Annotated in this window: 14 protein-coding genes and 1 pseudogene; 14 read left to right on the top strand and 1 reads right to left on the bottom strand. The window is 68.2% G+C overall.

Translation table 11 applies throughout. The annotated features are described in order from the left end of the window. Positions 1-514: 514 nt before the first annotated feature. The 4 genes and pseudogenes from NBY69_RS34980 (at position 515) to NBY69_RS34965 (ending at position 3,972) form a co-directional block, all read left to right on the top strand. A complete protein-coding gene (locus tag NBY69_RS34980; RefSeq protein WP_250306239.1) occupies positions 515-1,444 on the top strand; it encodes an aminoglycoside phosphotransferase family protein in 930 nt (309 codons plus the stop codon). A gap of 101 nt (positions 1,445-1,545) precedes the next feature. Beyond that, positions 1,546-1,848 (top strand): annotated as a pseudogene (locus tag NBY69_RS34975) (VOC family protein); the annotation flags it as partial. A gap of 570 nt (positions 1,849-2,418) precedes the next feature. Further along, positions 2,419-3,006: a TetR/AcrR family transcriptional regulator gene (locus NBY69_RS34970; protein WP_250306238.1), complete on the top strand. Its 588-nt coding sequence runs from the start codon at positions 2,419-2,421 to the stop codon at positions 3,004-3,006. A 105-nt stretch (positions 3,007-3,111) separates the two neighbouring features. Next, positions 3,112-3,972: a transketolase gene (locus NBY69_RS34965; protein ID WP_250306237.1), complete on the top strand. Its 861-nt coding sequence runs from the start codon at positions 3,112-3,114 to the stop codon at positions 3,970-3,972. Positions 3,973-4,025: 53 nt separating this feature from the next. On the opposite strand, the gene NBY69_RS34960 is transcribed toward NBY69_RS34965, so the two are convergent. Next, positions 4,026-4,874 (bottom strand): helix-turn-helix transcriptional regulator, encoded by an 849-nt coding sequence (locus NBY69_RS34960; protein ID WP_250306236.1) that lies wholly within the window; start codon positions 4,872-4,874, stop codon positions 4,026-4,028. A 433-nt stretch (positions 4,875-5,307) separates the two neighbouring features. On the opposite strand from NBY69_RS34960, the gene NBY69_RS34955 reads away from it, so the two are divergent. From NBY69_RS34955 to NBY69_RS34910, 10 genes are all read left to right on the top strand, one after another. Then, on the top strand, positions 5,308-6,654 hold the full coding sequence (locus NBY69_RS34955) for a sugar phosphate nucleotidyltransferase (RefSeq protein WP_250306234.1): 1,347 nt from the start codon (positions 5,308-5,310) through the stop codon (positions 6,652-6,654). A gap of 24 nt (positions 6,655-6,678) precedes the next feature. Beyond that, a complete protein-coding gene (locus tag NBY69_RS34950; protein WP_250306232.1) occupies positions 6,679-7,380 on the top strand; it encodes an SDR family oxidoreductase in 702 nt (233 codons plus the stop codon). A 309-nt stretch (positions 7,381-7,689) separates the two neighbouring features. Continuing rightward, positions 7,690-8,934 (top strand): transposase, encoded by a 1,245-nt coding sequence (locus tag NBY69_RS34945; RefSeq protein WP_266646678.1) that lies wholly within the window; start codon positions 7,690-7,692, stop codon positions 8,932-8,934. Beyond that, positions 8,931-10,433, top strand: a complete 1,503-nt coding sequence (locus NBY69_RS34940) for a maltokinase N-terminal cap-like domain-containing protein (protein WP_250306230.1) — start codon at positions 8,931-8,933, stop codon at positions 10,431-10,433. The genes NBY69_RS34945 and NBY69_RS34940 overlap by 4 nt, the downstream gene beginning before the upstream one ends. A 6-nt stretch (positions 10,434-10,439) precedes the next feature. Then, on the top strand, positions 10,440-11,378 hold the full coding sequence (locus NBY69_RS34935; RefSeq protein ID WP_266646673.1) for an NAD(P)/FAD-dependent oxidoreductase: 939 nt from the start codon (positions 10,440-10,442) through the stop codon (positions 11,376-11,378). Between the two features lie 106 nt (positions 11,379-11,484). After that, on the top strand, positions 11,485-12,189 hold the full coding sequence (locus NBY69_RS34930) for an EthD domain-containing protein (protein ID WP_250306229.1): 705 nt from the start codon (positions 11,485-11,487) through the stop codon (positions 12,187-12,189). 86 nt (positions 12,190-12,275) lie between these two features. Then, positions 12,276-13,112: a type 1 glutamine amidotransferase domain-containing protein gene (locus NBY69_RS34925; RefSeq protein ID WP_250306228.1), complete on the top strand. Its 837-nt coding sequence runs from the start codon at positions 12,276-12,278 to the stop codon at positions 13,110-13,112. 37 nt (positions 13,113-13,149) lie between these two features. Further along, positions 13,150-14,796 carry a thiamine pyrophosphate-binding protein gene (locus tag NBY69_RS34920; protein WP_250306227.1) on the top strand — a complete coding sequence of 549 codons (1,647 nt, stop codon included), beginning with the start codon at positions 13,150-13,152 and terminating at the stop codon, positions 14,794-14,796. Next, on the top strand, positions 14,789-15,388 hold the full coding sequence (locus tag NBY69_RS34915; RefSeq protein ID WP_250306225.1) for a DJ-1/PfpI family protein: 600 nt from the start codon (positions 14,789-14,791) through the stop codon (positions 15,386-15,388). Before NBY69_RS34920 ends, NBY69_RS34915 begins: the two co-directional genes overlap by 8 nt. Before the next feature lie 5 nt (positions 15,389-15,393). After that, a complete protein-coding gene (locus tag NBY69_RS34910; protein WP_250306224.1) occupies positions 15,394-17,241 on the top strand; it encodes an AGE family epimerase/isomerase in 1,848 nt (615 codons plus the stop codon). Positions 17,242-17,402 lie beyond the last annotated feature (161 nt).

Below are 17,402 nucleotides of genomic sequence, written 5' to 3'. Positions count from 1 at the left end.
GGTTTTAGGGCGAGTTCGGCGTGGCGGGTTCCCCTCCAGGGGAAATCTCCGGATCCGATGGGCGTTTCCCACGTCATCGCGGTACAGGGCGTGACGTCGGTATCGCGGGTGCTATCGAAGCGTTCTGGAGGAGCAGAACGAAGTGCGTGCTGGGCGCCGCCTGCTGTGAGCGGTGCGTACATCGTTCCCGTTGAGGGGAACGATGTACGCAGGGCCCGTACGCACTTCCCAAAGTGGCCGCGTGCCGCCCGCTAACAGCCCGGCAAGACGGTACGTGTGGAGCGTGCCCCCTCAACTCAAGGCTGCGCCATGACCGGGCTATGCCGCGTTGGGTCGCCGCCCAGCTGGTCAAAGTGCGATGATTGTGGTCCCGCCGGATTCAGCGGGACCACAGCCTGTCCTGCCACAGTCAGGGGATGAGGTCCAGTACCCGTCAGCCGGGCGCGACAGCCCGTGCGTCGATTTCGACCCGGAAAGCAGGGTGTACCGAGTCGTCCAGTCCAGGAAGGTCCTCATGCATACGGGCACGATGCATGCCGAGGAGTTCGACATCGATGTTCCTCTGGTGCGTCGGCTGATCGCTGCGCAGTTTCCGCAGTGGGCGGGCCTTCCCGTCACGCTTGTCGATTCCGCCGGTACATCCAATGCCATGTACCGGCTCGGGGCGGACATGGTCGTGCGGCTCCCCCGTATCGCCGGGGCTGCCAGCGATGTGGAGAAGGAGCACCGGTGGCTGCCGTGGCTTGCCCCGCAGCTTCCCGTTGCCGTTCCTCTGCCGCTGGGCAAGGGAATGCCCGCTGAGGGCTATCCCTGGCACTGGTCCGTCTACTGCTGGATCGAGGGTGTCAATCCAGCTGTCGGGCGTATCGCGGAACCCGGCTTGCTGGCACAGGACTTGGCGGAATTCTGTGCTGCGTTGCACCGGATCGATCCCGCGGACGGATCTCCTTCCTTTCGCAGCGAGCCGTTGGCGACGCGGGATGCCTCGACGCGCGGCGCGATCGCGGAGCTGCACGAGATCGTCGACACCGACGCGGCGACCGCCGTGTGGGAGGCAGGCCTCCAGGGGTCCGTACGGCCCGGCCCGAAGGTCTGGATCCACTCGGACCTGCAACCGGGGAATCTGCTGGTGGTCGAGGGGCGGCTCAGCGCTGTCATCGACTTCGGGTGCCTGGGTCTGGGTGATCCTGCCGTCGACCTGATCGCGGCGTGGTACGTGCTGCCGGCCGAGGCGCGTGGAGTCTTCCGCGCTGCTCTGGGGGCCGATGACGGGGCCTGGGCGCGAGGCCGTGGCTGGGCGTTGTCGACCGCGCTCAGCGAACTGCGGTACTACCGGGACACGAACCCGGTCATGGCAGCCATCGCACGACACGTGATCCATGAGGTTCTCACCGAGCACGGGCGTGGGGGCCGGCGTGGGGACGGGGATACGCACGCCGGATGACACCCCGGCTCGATGTGTGTCACGGCTCGGGCCCGATGTGACCGCGCACTTCAGTTCGTGGGTCGAGCACTGTGGTTGGCGAGCGAGTCGATCTCTGTTCGGCCCGGTTCTGGGGCGAGGCGATGGACTGGACCCTGCACGAGGTGACCGACGATCAGGCGGTGCTGCGCTCCGCCAAGGGTGTCGGCCCGTATCTGGAGTTCCTCCGCACACCCGACGCGAAGACCGTGAAGAACCGCACCCATCTCGACCTCTGCCCGTACCCCGGCGACGATCAAGCGGCGGAGGCGGACCGGCTGCGGGCTCTCGGCGCCACCGACGTCGACCTCGGCCAGGGCGACGTGCCATGGACAGTCCTGGCCGACCCGGAGGGCAACGAGTTCTGCGTCCTCACCCCGCGCTGACACGGAGCCTCGACGGCACAGCGATACCCGGCGCAGGAGCACAAGAGGTGCCGTCCCAGGTGCTCAACTCGCCGACTGAAGCACCCAGCCGCACCCGGCCGGCCGGTTCGGGCCCTGTGCGCTGTCCGGGCCCGCGGCCTGAATCACGTCGTCGGGATCTCCACGACGTTCACGGCCCACCCCGGCCAGGCCGTCCCGTGGCCGTTCCGTAGTCCGGAACCGGACGCCGACCGGTGGCGACGTACCTATGTGCCAGGAATGTCGGGGCCCCGGTAGGCCGTTGGCGGTCGGCCGAGGAGCTTCTTGAACGCGGCCGTGCAGGCGGCGGGGTGGCAACGTGCTTGTGTCCTGCACTCCTTGCAGCACCTCTTGAAGCACCTCGGCGGAGGTGCCCGTCACACGTGTCGCGGCCGTGCCGGGTTACCGCAACCCCCACGCTCCTCGCTCGCCCAGTGGTCGACGAAGGTCGGCAAAAATAAATAGAACGATCGCTTTGCTTTCGGGCTGTGGCCCGGCTATCGTCCTTCAGGTAAGGGTCGAACAGTGCCGGGTCTTGGGAGGTGCGGGTGCATGGCGACTCAGAGTCGAGCCACACGCACGCGCGAGGCGTTGATCGCCGCTGCCGCCGCAGATATGGACGCGAACGGCTACGACGGATCCACTCTGTCCGCGATCAGCGCGTCGGCCAAGGTCTCCATGGGTGCCTTGACCTTTCACTTCTCCACCAAGCGCGCCCTCGCCGAAGGCGTCGTGCGGGAGGCGTCGGCCATCACTCGTGAGCGGACCGCGGGCGTGTCGGCGGATCACTCCTCTCCGCTGGGGGCCGCGATTGCTCTGCTGCAGTGCCTTGCCGATCTGCTCGACGAGAGCGTGATCGTGAGAGCGGCGGCGCTGCTGGAGCGTGAGCGGCCGGAGGCGGTGCCGGGCTGGCATCGAGCCTGGGTTCCTGCACTTCGCCGGCTGTTGCGGGAGGCGGACGGGGCGGGAGAGCTGCATCAGGACGCCCGCCCCGTCGCGGCGGCGGACCTGGTGGTGTATCTCCTCACTGCGGTCGAGGTGTACCGCGACTCCCCCGTGGCGGAGGGGCTCGGTGCGGGAAGTACCTTGTCGCGGCTGTTGCCGTTCGTGTGGCGCGGCATCGTCACCGAGGGCGTATGACCTCTTAGAACGGCTGTGGCGGTTCGTCCGGACGGGCGTACGGGCAGTTCTTTGCCAAAAAAACAAAGAGAGCGTTCTATTTCTTCCCTGAAAGAGGTTTTCGCCATGGAAGCTCCAGCGATCCTCGCGGAGGACATCTACCGCGAGGAACTGGCAAAGATCGGGGCCGAGGACGGCCGGGTGGTGTGTGTGGAGGCTCTGCCGAGCGGCGCCCGGCATCCGTTCGAGACGGCTCACCCGGACCGGTTCTTCCAGCTGGGCAGCGTGGAGAGCGCCATGGTGAGCATGGTGGAAGGGCTGGCCGGCGCCGGGTTCAGGGTGTTCGTGTGCGGGCTGGGCACGCACATCGGAGCGGCGCGGCTGCCTCGGCTGACTCTCGCGTATCTGCAGGCGGGCGCCTCGGTGGTGGTGAGGGATACCCTCGTCGATCCGGCAGGGCTGCTGCGCACGCCACGCGTGCAGATCGCGGCGCCGAGCGGCGTCCACGAGATCAGGGCGGTGGTGCGGGGTGCGGCACGTTCGGGGCGGCCGTACCACATCCGCATCGGCGCAGGGGCACCCGCCGACGTGGCAGCGGACTGGGCGGGGGCCGGTGACGGAGACATCCCCTCGGTCGTCTGGGACATCACCGAGGACGCGGGGCCGCACGAGGACGCGCAGGTCTGCATCGTCTCGGTCGGTGAGGACGCCACCCGGCTCGCGCTGGCGGTCCGGGAGCGGTCCTCCGGCGCCGGGCACGCGCACCTGGTGTACCTCGACGACAGCCATCTGGCCGCGGCGGCGGGTGAACTGGTCCGTCGCTACGACCGGTTCGTGGTGCTCGGCGGGCAGCGAGGGTCTGACGGAGTACAGGAGCGGCTGAGCCGGCTGATGCTCGGCTGCCACGTCCTGGAGGTGTCGATGAGCGGTGAACTCGCCGCCGACGTCGACCAGGTGCTCTCGACGGTCAAGGGGCTGCGGCAATGAGGGTGTGCCGGGGCGGTCGAACACGACCGCTCCGGGCAGGGCCGGCTTCCGGATCAGTCGCCGCGCGGGGGCTCCAGAAGATCGGACCGGGCCAGCAGAAAGGCGAGATGGGCCCGGCTGCGGCTTCCCACCATGTCCGACGCCTTCTTGATGTGGTGGGACACGGTCCTGCTGCTGATGCCGAGGCGCTTGCCTATTCCCGCGTCCGTGTGGCCTTTGATCATGAGCTGCAGCACGGCCCGGCGGGTCTCGTCGGTCAACAGCGGGGGCCTGCTGTGGTCCTGGGCGATGGTGACCGGCTCGGCGCGCTGCCAGGCGTGGTCGAAGACCGTGACGAAGTAATGGATGAGGGCCGGATGTTCAACGGCCAACGCGGTCGTCTGCTGGTCGTAGCGGGGGTCCGGGATGAAGGCGATGGAGCGGTCGTAGACGATGAACCGGCTGACGACCTCGTCGAGGGTGCGCACCTGGGCGCCGGCGCTCGTCACCCGCTCGATGTAGGCGAGCGTCGGGCCGTGCGTGCGCACCGAGTGCTGATAGAGCGTGCGCTGCCGCACGCCACGGCTGTTCAGCCGCAGCGTACGAGGGAGGGTCTTGCCCAGGGCATCGGGGTCACGGGCCCCGCCGGGATGGGCTGTCAGAAGCTCTTCGCGGCAGGCCTCCGAGGCCCTTTCGAGCGCCGCGTAGATGACATCAGCACCGTGCAACAGACGTACGGACGCAGCCGAGGTGCGCTGTTGGGTGCGGTACACGTCCTCGGCCGCGGACAGCGCGTCGTAGATGCCCGCCACCGTGTGCTGCTGGGTCAGGATGGCGCGTTCCAACGGGCGGGTGAGGTCGTGGGACGCGATGTCGGGCGGTACGGCGACCCAGCGGTTGCCCGTTTCGTCCTGTCGTCGCATCAGGCCCAACTCGATGAGGCAGTCCGGGACTTCGGTGGACGTGAGGCCTTCGGCCAGCGTGCGGCGGTAGCAATCCAGCCCTCGCTCGCACAGAGGTACGACGTTCGGTTGTGGGCTTATGTCCGCATCCCTACACACTTTTCCCCCTTGCTGCTTCCTGCAATGCGCGATCCCGAGCCTACCCTTCCGTGGATTTCAGCCTTTTACGAGTCATGCTGCTTGAGGCGGAAAGGCGCGGTGCCATTTCCGTCCGACGGAAAGGACGGAAATGCAGCGGGAGCCGGTTTCGGTCATATCGGTTCACGGGGTGTCCGCTTCTCCTGCGGAATCCGACGACGACGAGAACTGGTGCGTCGGCGCGGAGCGGCACGGCGGCCCGGTGAACCGGAAATTGGAATAGGACGCAACATTCACATTCTCGGGGGGCGGGGCAGTGGGCGTGATTCGTGACGAGGAAACAGTTGGCATCATTCTGGCCGGTGGCAGGGGAGAACGGGCCAAACCGATCACTCTGAAATCCTCGGACTACATCAGGAGCAAGGCGCTCATCCCGTTCGTCGGACGACGCCTGGTCGAGTGGATGATGGACGCCTGCCGGGCGCAGGGCGTGCGTCGGTTCTACGTCGTGACCCACGGCCTCGAGAACCGCAACCAGATCAAGCTTCTGCTGGGTCACGGCGAGCGCTTCGGGGTCGACATCACGTACTCGCGCTCCCGGTTCGACCGGTACAACGTGGGGTCGGCCGGTGCCACGCTGCACAACCTGGAGCAGTGGGACCTGCAGGGCCGTGCGCTGGTCCTGCCCGTCGACTCGCTCTTCGACTTCGACCTGGCGGCGCTGGAGGCGACACACAGCGCCGAGGGCGCGGTGGTCACGGTCGCGTCCGTGGCCCGCACCGCTGCGGAGATCGCCGGCAAGTACGGCGTCATGCGGACCGATGAACGCGGCCTGGTCCAGGGCTTCGTGGAGAAGCCCGGCATCGGGGAACTGCGTGCGCTCTTCCCGCGAACGGCCGACGATCCGACCGCGACCCTGGCGACCAACGCGGGGATGTACCTGGTGGACTGCGGCCGGCTGCGGATGCTCGCCCGCGAGCCGGAGCTCTTCCGGCAGTCCCACCAGCGCCTCGACTGGGGTGGCGATCTCCTGCCCCACCTCGTCGAACGAGGCGTACCGGTGGCCACCCACACCATCGGGCGCCTGGGCGACATGGGCAACGTGCCGGACTACCTCCAAACGGTCCAGCTCGTACTCAACGGCGCGTACGAACAGATGAACCGTCTGATGGCGGCTCCCGACCGGACGGATCCGCGCGGCTGGATCCACAAGAGCAGCCTGCAGACGAAGGACGACGTCACCGGCACCACCCTGGCCCAGAAGCTCGAGGACGGCTCGATCGTCATCGGTCCCGGCGTCCGGATCGGCCGGGACGTCGAGATCGGTCCCGGGGTGCGCCTGGAGAACACGGACGTCGGCGACGGAGCAGAGATCCGTGAAGGGGCCACCCTCACCCGCTCGGCGGTCGGGGAGTCGGCAGTGGTCGGCTCCTGGGCCGACATCAGCGACACCTACATAGGCCCCATGGCCCAAGTGCTCTCGGAGCGCGCCAGGCCACTGCGGCTGGAGCAGTTCTCGGCCATCGGCGACGGCGCCGTGCTCTGGCCGGGATCACGATTCTGCGGGGTCACCGTGTACCCCCGCCTACGGGTTCCGGCGCTGGCCGGCGTACCTGCACAGACCGAGCTCAGGCGCGCCGACGACATCCTGCGCTGGGTGTGACGGCGCTCATCCCTGGAGGAGACCATGCAAAGCCTCATTGCAGTCATCGGAGGGGCCGGCCGGACGGGCGTGATCATCACACGCCGACTGCTCCAGGAAGGCCATCAAGTACGAGTGATCAGCCGCGACCCGCAGCGTGCGGTGCTGCCGTCCGGAGTGGAGAAGCACCGTGCCGACGTGCGGTACACGGACACGCTGGTTCCCGCGCTGCGCGGATGTTCAGGCATCGTCTTCACCGTCGAGCCGGGCACCGCCGATTCGGGTCCGTCCAGCCCCGAGACCACGGTCTACGACGGGGTGCGCAACGTGCTCGCGGCAGCCACCGACGGCGGACAGCGCCCGCGCATGGTGCTGGTCAGCCAGATCTTCGTGACGCGCCGCGAGCACCCGATGAATGCCTACGGACGGCTGCTCGACTGGCGGCTGCGGGGCGAGGACGAGGTGCGGGCGTCGGGGCTGCCCTACACCGTCGTACGTCCCAGCTGGCTGACGGACAGCGATGTCGCGGGCTCCCGGGTGCGCCTGGAGCAGCACGACCGCGGTGACGGCTGGGTCTCGAGGAAGTCGGTGGCGGAGGCCTGCGTGCAATCCCTGCGCCTGCCGGCTGCGGGCGGGACGACCTTCGAGCTCTACAACGAGCCCGGGGCGGAACCCACCGACTGGTCCCCGCTGTTCGCCCAGCTGATCCCCGACCGGGTTCCCGCCTACCTCGGACCGGTCCACTGACGGGCGCCTGAGCGCCCCCTGCACGGCGGGGCGGGCCCCTGATCGGCTCGCCCCGCTCCAGTCCTGCCGGTTCGTTCCCCCGTCACCGGCAGGCAGGGACACGGGGCAGGCGCGAGGTGCTCCGCACCGACCGCCGGCCCCGTGTCCCCTCCCACGCTTCTCGGCTTCGGCCGCGAATGCTGCGCCGTCGCCTGCCGATTACCGGCACGCGGCTGTGAGGCCTGCCCGAATTCGTCGGTCCGCGGGTCCCGCAGCACGGATCTGTGGCTACCGGGATGTGGCTCACGTACTTGATGGAGAGGGTGAACGGTGTCCGCAGAAGACCAGCAGACTCTTCCCTACGATATTTCGCAGAAAGAATTCACTGAGGTCCTTTCGGCGCTGCGCTCCATTCCGCGAAGCGATCAGCGGCGCTGGGGAGAACTGTATGTGCGCGGCCTGCTCGCGGTCCGCGGAAAGAAGACCATGCGTGCTCTCGCCAATGGCGCGGGCAGCGGGGCGGAGCAGAGCCTGTACCAGTTCATCAGTAAGTCGCCGTGGAATGTCGATCCGGTGCGTGGTGATCTGGCGCGGCTGCTCATCGAGCGCGCGCAGCCCCGCGCCTGGGTGGTGCAGCCCCTCGTGATCCCGAAGGTGGGCCAGCACTCGGTCGGCGTGGAGCGTCAGTGGGTCTCGCAGATCGGACGGGTCGTCAACTGCCAGCAGGCGATGAGCGTCTGGCTCGCCTGGGACCGGGGAAGCTGCCCCGTGGACTGGCAACTGGCGCTGCCCGAGTGCTGGACCGACCAGGAGGACATGCGCCGCCGTGCCTCCATACCCACCCATGTCGGGTCGTGTCCGCCCGAGCAGTGCGCAGTCGACTCGGTGAGCAAGATGTCGCGGGAGTGGGGTCTGCGTGGCCGACCGGTGGTGATGGATCTGCGGGAGACGGCACCTCATCCGGTGTGCGCGGATCTGGTCGCTCGTCAGATCCCGTTCGTCGTCCGCGTCGACCCGTCCTCCATCACACCGTCGCCTCCCGGCCCGCGGCCCGCGTCGGGGCCCATCGACAGGGCGGAGGAATGGGTGGGCTCGGCCGGCCTGCTCTCCCTGCTGCACAAGCAGCGGATGCCGGTGGAATGGTTCGACCACGCGACCGAAACGATGCGTGCCACCTCGGTGGGCGCTGCCCGCGTCGCCCTGCGCAAGGGCTCCGTCGCCCAAGGGCTGTCGGAACGCCTCGACCTCGTGCTGCTCGCAGCCTGGACGGACCCCGGCCGACGGTCCCCGAGCGAATTCTGGCTCTCCAACCTCGCGCAGTCGCAGCTCGGCACCGTGTACCGCACCGCGATGCTCTCGCGGCGTGTGGAGCGCGACCTGGAGGAGGTCGGCGACGCCCTCGGTATCCGCGATTTCGAGGGCCGCTCGTACCGCGGTTGGCACCACCACATGACGATGGTGTCCCTGGCGCATGCCGTCACGGTGCTCTCGCCGTCGCGCGCGCAGGACCCGTTCCCGCCCACGGAGCGTCTTCCGCTCGCCCCGGCACGCGGGACGAAGGTGAGCGCCGCATGACCGGGACCGGTCGGCGCACCCTGGCGCCCCGGCACTCGGACGGGCTGCTCGCCGAGGACCTGGACCTGATGGTCGACGAGCTGTGCCGGCTCCTGCCGGCCTGGCTGCCCGGCCAACGCTGGTACGCCGGTAAGGGCCATGGCGTCCTGGAGGTCCGGCCCGTCCTCGCGGAGGTCGTCGTACCCGGCCCTCCCACGCTGGTGCAGGCCGTGTTCCGGACCGGCGACGGAGAGTGTTACCAGCTCCTCGTCGGTGCCGTGCCCGGCCCGGCCGATGCCCGTACGGGAGTCTCCGCCGACGCCGTCATCGGCAGCGTCCCTCTGTCGGACGGGCGGCGGACGACGCTCTACGAGGCGAGCGTCGACCCCGGTCTGCTGTCCGGGCTGCTCGACCGCTTCGTCGCGGCCGAGCCGTGCGGAGTGCTCGAGTACCACCACGTCCCCGGGGCGGTGATCCCGGCGGGACTGCGGGCCAGACCACTCACCGGGGAGCAGTCCAATACGTCGGTCGTCTTCGGCGACCGGATGATGCTCAAGGTGCTGCGACGCATCATGCCGGGCGCCAATACCGAGCTGGAGATGCTGGCCGCGCTGGAGCGGGCCGGCGACGTGCCGAGCGCGGCGCCGCTGGCCTGGGCCCAGAGCGCCGGGCGCCACGGCGCGGAGCCGGCCGTGTTGGGCATCCTCCAGGAGTTCGTGCCCTCCCGCGGGGACGGCTGGACCATCGCCACGGCGGAGGCGGAAGCGTGCATCCGTGGAGAGTGTGCGTCCGTCGCGCCGGTGGGAGGGTTCTCGGACGACGCGTTCGCCCTGGGGCAGGCCACGGCACGGGTGCACATGGCGCTCGCACAGCAGTTGGAGACCCGGACCCTGAGCCTGGCCCAGGTCGTGGAGCTGACCGACGCCCTCGTGGCCCGGCTCGACGACGCCCTCGTCGAGGTGCCCGACCTCATTCCCTACGCGCGCGGGCTGCACACGGCGTATCAGGACCTGCGCGAGGTGGTGAGGCGCGGTAACCCGCTGCCGGTCCAGCGCATCCACGGTGACCTCCATCTGGGACAGGTGCTGCGGGCCGCGGACGGATGGGTCCTGATCGACTTCGAGGGCGAACCAGGACATCCCTTCGAGGAACGGCGCCGGCCCCAGCCGACGGTCCGCGATGTCGCCGCCATGCTGCGGTCCTTCGACTACGCGGCGCACCACGCGCTCGGCGAGATCCTCGGCGTCCCGCCCGGGAAGCAGGCCACCGGCGATCCGCGTGGCACGCGCCTGGCACGCAGGGCCTCGGCCTGGGCCGTCCACAGCAGGCGTGCCTTCTGCGCCGGTTACACCCGGGCAGGTGGCCAGGATCCGCGCACGAGCCCTGTGCTCCTCCGGGCGTTCGAGGCCGACAAGGCGGTGTACGAGGCGCTCTACGAGGCCCGTAACCGCCCGGAGTGGCTGCCCATACCGCTGGCCGCGGTGCGCCGGCTCGCGCACGGCAGCCGGTTCGTGGGCTGAGTCCGCGTGACCACAGACGCGAACGACCTGGACAGCACGGACGTAGCGGTGGTCGGAGGCGGCCCCGCCGGTCTGTCAGCCGCGCTTCAGCTGGCGCGCTACGGACGCCGGGTGCTGGTCTTCGACACGGGACAAGGGCGCTCGACCCATCACCAGACCAACCGCAATTACCTCGGGTTCCCCGACGGCATCGCCACCACGGAACTGCGTGCCCTGGGGCGGCGCCAGTTGGCCCACTACCCGCACGTCTGCTTCGCCGCCCACCGCGTGACGGGTGTGCTGGGCGATGCACGGCGGGGTTTCACCGTCCAGGCGCAGGGCCATGTGTGGCGGGCCAGGACGGTGGTCCTCGCCACCGGTGTGCTCGACCACTTCCCGCACTTCCCGGGCTGGAAGACGTACGTGGGCCGTTCGATGTTCTGGTGCATCGCCTGCGACGGCTACGAGAACCGTGGCCGTCGCATCCTCGTCGTGGGACACACCGATGCCGCCGCGGGTGAGGCCATGCAGTTGCACAGCCTCACCGAACGGGTCCAGCTGCTCACCAACAGCCGGAGTAACGACATCAGTCCGCGCTTCGGACGCCGGCTCGGCGCTGCGGGCGTGCCGATCGTGCACGACCGCATCAAGGAGGCCGAGGGTACGGACGGTCAGCTGTCGGCCATCGTGACGCGGGCGGGTGAACGCCTCCTGCTGGACGCCCTGTTCTCCATCCAGGGGGCCACACCGGAGGTGGCGGTGGCGCGCGGTCTCGGTGTCCGGCTCAATGCGCAGGGCTATGTGGATGTGGACATGGAGCAGCACACATCGGTCCCCGGTGTGTATGCGGCGGGAGACATCACGGCGCCGCACTCCCATCAGGTTTCGGCGGCGGTGCAGGAAGGGGCGCAGGCCGCCTCCGCGGCCAACTACTTTCTCTACCCACCGGAGTTGCGGGCGGACTGACCACGGTGACGCCTTTGGTTCGAAATCTCAGGAAGTCGATTTCCCTTCCTTGCTCATCCCGATGACGGCTGGACATGATGAATGGGCCCGTCCAAAGGAGAAACCGATGATCCACCAGTTCATTCTGGCGGCGCCCAAGCCGGGCATGACCGCACAGGAATTCCAGGACTACTGGGTTAATGTCCACGCGGTGCAGTACGCATCGAAGATTCCGCAGATCCGCAAGTACATGGTCGATACGGTCGTGGGCATCGAGGGAAACCTGGGTGAGCCGGCGCTGCCCCACCAGGGCATCGCGGAGATCTTCCTGGCCAACGGGGAAGAGCAGTTGGCCTCGCTGCAGACCGAGGAGTTCCTGCAGGGTGCCCGCCTGGACGAGCCCAACTGGGCCGCGTTCTGGCAGACCATCGTCGTCGACACCACCGCCCACGAGATCGTTCCCGGCCCGCCGCCGGCCAGGGGGCAGGAGTGGGTCAAGCTCACCGTGCTGCAGAAGCGGCGGCCGGGCCTGTCCCTCGACGACTACCGCAAGCAGACCCTCGACTCGTACGCCTCGGTCGTCAAGGGAATCCCAGGGCTGCGGCGCTATCTGCACGCCCACACCGTGGACGGCGCCTACGTCTTCGGCGAAGCGGCGTTCGACAGTGTCGAGCAGCTGTGGTTCGACGACGTGAACGCGCTGGAGGAAGTGCTGCGCTCGCCCTACTTCACCGAGCAGGTGAAGGCCGCGCGCGACGAGATCGTCGACGAGAAGTACGTCTTCTCCCTCGCGGCGAAGGAGAACTGGATCATCGGCCCGCAGGCCCGCTGATCCCCCTGATCCGGTGGCTGAGGCGCCGCCCCCTTCCGTCGCGGCGCCCGGCCACCCATCCCGAACCGACTACCGAAGGAGCCGGCGTGACCAGGAAGAACGCCAAGAAGATCCTCGTGATCCTGTCGGAGTACGGCTACTGGGGCGAAGAGCTCGTGGGGCCGCTGCACCACTTCGACCAGCGGGGCTACGAGGTGGAGTTCGCCACCCCGACCGGGAAGCGCGCGCACGCGCTGCCGCCGTCGATGGACCCCGAGTACGTCGACCCGCCGCTTGGCCGCTCGGTCACCTCCGAGGAGGTCGCGAAGCTCACCCAGGAGGTCGACGCCTCCAGGCGCCTGGACAACCCGATCGACATCCGCAGCTGGATCCCGGAGCGCCCCTACACGGCGGACGACGACTACCTGCGCAAGCTGGAGGCCTACCACCGGGCGGTCGACGCGGTGGCCCAGGAGCTCGACGACTACGACGCGCTGCTCATCGTCGGTGGCTCCGGCCCGGTCGTGGACCTCGCCAACAACGAGCGGGTGCACCAGATCATCCTGTCCTTCCTGCGCGCCGACAAGCCGATCGCGGCCGAGTGCTACGGCGTCGCGCCGCTCGCCTTCGCCCGCGAATGGGAGGACCGCAAGTCCATCATCTGGGGCAAGCACGTCACGGGGCACTGCAAGGAGTACGACTACAAGGACGGGACCGGGTTCCTCGGCACCGACTTCGTGATCGGTCCGCCGCCCTACCCGCTGGAGTACATCCTGCGCGACGCCACGGGGCCCGAGGGCCGTTATATCGGGAACTTCGGCAAAGAGACCTCCGTGATCGTGGACTACCCGTTCATCACCGGGCGTTCGACGCCGGATTCCTATCTGACCGGGGAAAAGGTCGTCGAGGTGCTCGAGGACGGCCTGCGCCGCTTCGGTTGGTAATGCGCTGCAGCGATTGAAAAGTCGAGAGAAGGCAGAGATGGCCAGGCAGGGCAATGCGGCGATCATCGAGCAGTTCATCGCCGACGGAATTCCCTTCATGTTCGGCAATCCAGGAACGGTCGAGCAGGGATTACTGGACGCGCTGGAGGACTACGGCGACCTTCAGTACATCCTGACCCTGCAGGAGACCGTCGCGGTGGGAATCGCGGACGGCTACGCCCGAGCCACGGGCCGGCCCGCACTCCTGCAGCTGCACAGCGGGGTGGGTCTCGGCAACGCCATCGGCATGCTCTACCAGGCCAAGCGCGGTCACTCGCCGATCCTGACGATCGCGGGTGAGTCGGGCGTCCGGTACGAGTCCATGGACGCCCAGATGGCCGTCGACCTGGTAGCCATGGCGAAGCCCGTGACCAAGTACGCGACCCGGGTCACCGACCCGCGCTCGGTGCTGCGGGTGCTGCGGCGGGCGATGAAGCTGGCGATGACGCCTCCGATGGGCCCGGTCTTCGTGGCGCTTCCTCTCGATGTGCTCGACGCCCTCAACACCGAGCAGATCGTGCCGACGTCCGCGCCCAGTACCCGCAGCGTCCCGGCCGACACGCTCGTGGAGCAGGCAGCGCGGTTGCTGACCGGTGCCGAGAGGCCGGTCGTCCTCGTGGGCGACGGCGTCTCGGCATCCGGCGCCCAGGAGGAACTGGTACGGGTGGCCGAGCAGCTGGGCGCCGACATCTACGGCGTCAACTACTCCGAGGTGAACCTGGACGTCAGGCACCCGCTCTACCAGGGCGACCTGGGCCACATGTTCGGCGCCGTCAGTACGGCCGCGGTCAAGGACGCGGACGCGGTCCTGATCGTCGGCACGTACACCTTCCCGGAGGTCTTCCCGGACACCGGTGATCCCTTCCGTGCGGACGCCCGCATCGTTCACATCGATCTCGACGACTACGAGATAGCCAAGAACCACCCGGTCACCCTGGGTCTGGTCGCCGATCCGAAGGAGACGCTCTCCGCGCTCTCCGCGCACCTGGTCCACAAGCTCTCCGAGCTCGACCAGGTGGCGGCATCCGAACGTCTCCAGGCCCGCCGCGCGGAGCTGCCCACCGAGGTGGCGGACGACGGGTCGCTGCTCCACGCCTTCCTGCGGGAACTGGCCGCCCAGGTCCCCGACGACGTGATGATCTTCGACGAGGCGCTGACCGCCTCCGGTGCGCTCGCCGCCCACCTGCCGGGCCGCCGGCCGGGCCACTGGTTCTCGACGCGCGGAGGTTCGCTCGGTGTCGGCATCCCCGGAGCGATGGGGATCAAGCTGGCCCACCCGGACAAGACCGTGATCGGCTTCACCGGCGACGGCGGATCCATGTACACCTTCCAGGCGCTCTACACGGCCGTACGGCACGGCATCGGAGCAAAGTTCGTCGTCTGCAACAACCGCAGCTACAAGCTGCTCGACAACAACATCGATCAGTACTGGCGGGAGCGGGACGTCGCACCGCACGCGTACCCGACGCCGTTCGATCTCTCCCACCCCGATCTGGGTTTCGCGCAGATCGCCGAGGGATTCGGAGTCGAGGCCCTGCGGGTCGACGACCACAGTCAGGTCGACCAGGCGGTCAAGCGGATGCTCGCGGACGACAAGCCGTTTCTCATCGATCTGCGGACCACCGAAGGGGGAGACCGTGGCTGACGTACCGTCCCGTGACGGGGTGCTCAGCGGGCGGAAGATCGCGATCCTGACAGAGAGCGACTTCTACGAGCCCGAAATCGCCTACTACCAGCGCCGGTTCGCCGAGGAAGGCGCGCAGGTCGACTTCGTCACCAGGATGTGGGGCAACAAGTCGATCACCTTCACCGGCCATGAGTACCGGGCCCCACTGACGGTGACACGCAGTCTGGAGGATCTGAACGACCGGAGGCTGCGCGAGTACAGCGCGCTGATCGTGCCTTCCGGGATGGTCGCCGACCGGCTGCGCTACACCGAGGACGTCGAACAACTCGCCCCCGCCACCGACCTGTTGCGCCGGGCCTTCGCCCGGTCGGGCGTGGTCAAGGGGATCATCTGCCACGGCATGTGGCTGGCCTCGTCGATTCCGTACGTCGTGCGCGGACGCAAGGTGGTCTGCCACAACAACCTCCTGGGCGACGTACGGAACATGGGCGCCCACTACGTCGACCAGGACGTCGTCGTCGACGGGGACCTGGTGACCGCCCGCACCGGCGACCACTGCCATCTGTTCGCCAGGACCATCATCGACGAACTCGTACTGCGAGGTGTGTGACAGCCATGTCAGAGAGTGCCAGGAACGTCGACTTCACCTTCTCGGACACCGTCGCGGGGCGCGTGGCGGGCTTCGACCGCGAGGCCCGTGCCTTCTCCGTGGTCACCGCCGACGGCCGGTCCTTCGAGGTCAGCCTCGACGGTGGTCCCAGCGCCGAGCTGCTGCACAATCTGGGTGAGCCCTATCAGGACGCCACCAGCCACATCGACGAGCTGCTCACCGAGGGCGCCTTCGTCCTCGCCCACGGCATCTTCTACCCGCACAGCGAGACGCTGCGCTTCGAGGCGAAGCGGCTGATCTTCATGGGGCGTGACCCGGAAGACTTCCGCTTCGAGGAGGCCGGCTGGTGGATCCGGCAGATCAAGGAGATAGCCGGCTTCTACCGCAAGGCCCAGTTCGGTGACGGACCCGTCGACTTCGGTGCCTACCGCACGGAGATCCGGCTCGGCGGCGACAAGACCGCCAGCCACGTGCAGGAGACGGACACCATCTCGCGGCTCGTCTACGGCATGGCCTCCGCCTTCCTGCTCACCGGTGACGACGAGTACCTCGAGGTCGCCGAGCGCGGCACCGAGTACCTGCGCGAGCACATGCGGTTCGTGGACACGGACGAGAACGTCGTGTACTGGTACCACGGCCTCAAGGTCGACGGCGACATCGAGAAGAAGCTGTTCACGTCCGAGTTCTCCGACGACTACGACGCGCTTCCCGCCTATGAGCAGATCTACGCGCTGGCCGGGCCCGTGCAGACCTACCGGATCACCGGCGACCCCCGGATCAAGGCGGACGCGGACGCCACCATCAGGCTCTTCGACCGCTTCTACCTGGACCCCGAAGAGGGCGGCTACTTCTCGCACATCGACCCGATCCTGCTCAGCCCCCACCACTCCTCGCTCGGCCCCAACGAGGGGCGGAAGAACTGGAACTCGGTCGGTGACCACGCGCCCGCGTATCTGATCAACCTGTACCTGGCAACCGGCGAACGGAAGTACGCCGACATGCTGGAGTACACCTTCGACACGATCGTCGAGCACTTCCCCGACCTCAAGAACAGCCCGTTCGTGCAGGAACGGTTCCACAAGGACTGGTCGCCCGACACCACCCACGGATGGCAGCAGAACCGCGCGGTCGTCGGGCACAACCTGAAGATCGCCTGGAACCTGATGCGCATGAACGCCCTGCGCCCCAAGGACGTCTATCTCCAGACGGCCCTCTCCCTGGGCGAGTCCATGCCCGAGGTCGGCAGCGACCGCCAGCGGGGCGGCTGGTACGACGTGGTGGAACGCATCAAGGTGGACGGCGAGGAAAGGTTCCGCTTCGCCTGGCACGACCGCAAGGCATGGTGGCAGCAGGAGCAGGCGATCCTCGCCTATCTGATCCTGCACGGAATCACCGGGCGGGTGGACTTCCGCTCCGAGGCGCGCGACGCCCAGTCGTTCTACAACGCGTTCTTCCTCGACCACGACGAGGGCGCCGTCTACTTCAACACCATGGCCAACGGCCTACCCTACCTTCTCGGTGTCGAGCGCCTCAAGGGCAGCCACTCGATGTCGATGTACCACTCCGCCGAGCTGTGCTACCTGGCAGCCGTCTACAACAACCTGCTCGCGGGCGGCAAGGCGATGGACTTCTGGTTCAAGCCCGACCCCGCCCTGATCGAGGACCGCATCCTGCGGGTCGCTCCCGACCTGCTGCCGGCCGGAACGGTCCGCATCGCGGCCGTGGAGGTCGACGGCGAGGAGCACACCGATTTCAACGCGCAGGCCCTGACCGTGCTCCTGCCCGAGACCTCGGGCCGGGTCAAGGTCAGGGTCCGCCTCGCGCCCAACTCCCGCACGGAGGTGACGGGATGACCGTCAAGGTCAGCTCGCAGGTGCTCCCCGGTGCCACCGTCGTCGCCCTGGAGGGCGAGATCAACTCCACCACCTCCGGCGGACTGCAGTCCCAGCTGCTGCCGTTCATCGGGCAGGGAACCGTGGTCCTGATCGACCTCACCGGTATCTCGTACATCTCG

Origin of the sequence: Streptomyces sp. A 4/2 (genome assembly GCF_940670765.1) — a bacterium.
In the GTDB taxonomy this organism is placed as follows: Bacteria; Actinomycetota; Actinomycetes; order Streptomycetales; family Streptomycetaceae; genus Streptomyces.
The sequence above is the reverse complement of the archived record's forward strand: the minus strand, read 5'-3'. Positions and strand labels throughout refer to the sequence as shown.

Coding starts and splice junctions, on each gene's coding strand:
- NBY69_RS34980 (WP_250306239.1), top strand. CDS start 515: ATGCATACGGGCACGATGCATGCCGAGGAGTTCGACATCGATGTTCCT.
- NBY69_RS34970 (WP_250306238.1), top strand. CDS start 2,419: ATGGCGACTCAGAGTCGAGCCACACGCACGCGCGAGGCGTTGATCGCC.
- NBY69_RS34965 (WP_250306237.1), top strand. CDS start 3,112: ATGGAAGCTCCAGCGATCCTCGCGGAGGACATCTACCGCGAGGAACTG.
- NBY69_RS34960 (WP_250306236.1), bottom strand. CDS start 4,874: ATGCGACGACAGGACGAAACGGGCAACCGCTGGGTCGCCGTACCGCCC.
- NBY69_RS34950 (WP_250306232.1), top strand. CDS start 6,679: ATGCAAAGCCTCATTGCAGTCATCGGAGGGGCCGGCCGGACGGGCGTG.
- NBY69_RS34940 (WP_250306230.1), top strand. CDS start 8,931: ATGACCGGGACCGGTCGGCGCACCCTGGCGCCCCGGCACTCGGACGGG.
- NBY69_RS34930 (WP_250306229.1), top strand. CDS start 11,485: ATGATCCACCAGTTCATTCTGGCGGCGCCCAAGCCGGGCATGACCGCA.
- NBY69_RS34920 (WP_250306227.1), top strand. CDS start 13,150: ATGGCCAGGCAGGGCAATGCGGCGATCATCGAGCAGTTCATCGCCGAC.
- NBY69_RS34910 (WP_250306224.1), top strand. CDS start 15,394: ATGTCAGAGAGTGCCAGGAACGTCGACTTCACCTTCTCGGACACCGTC.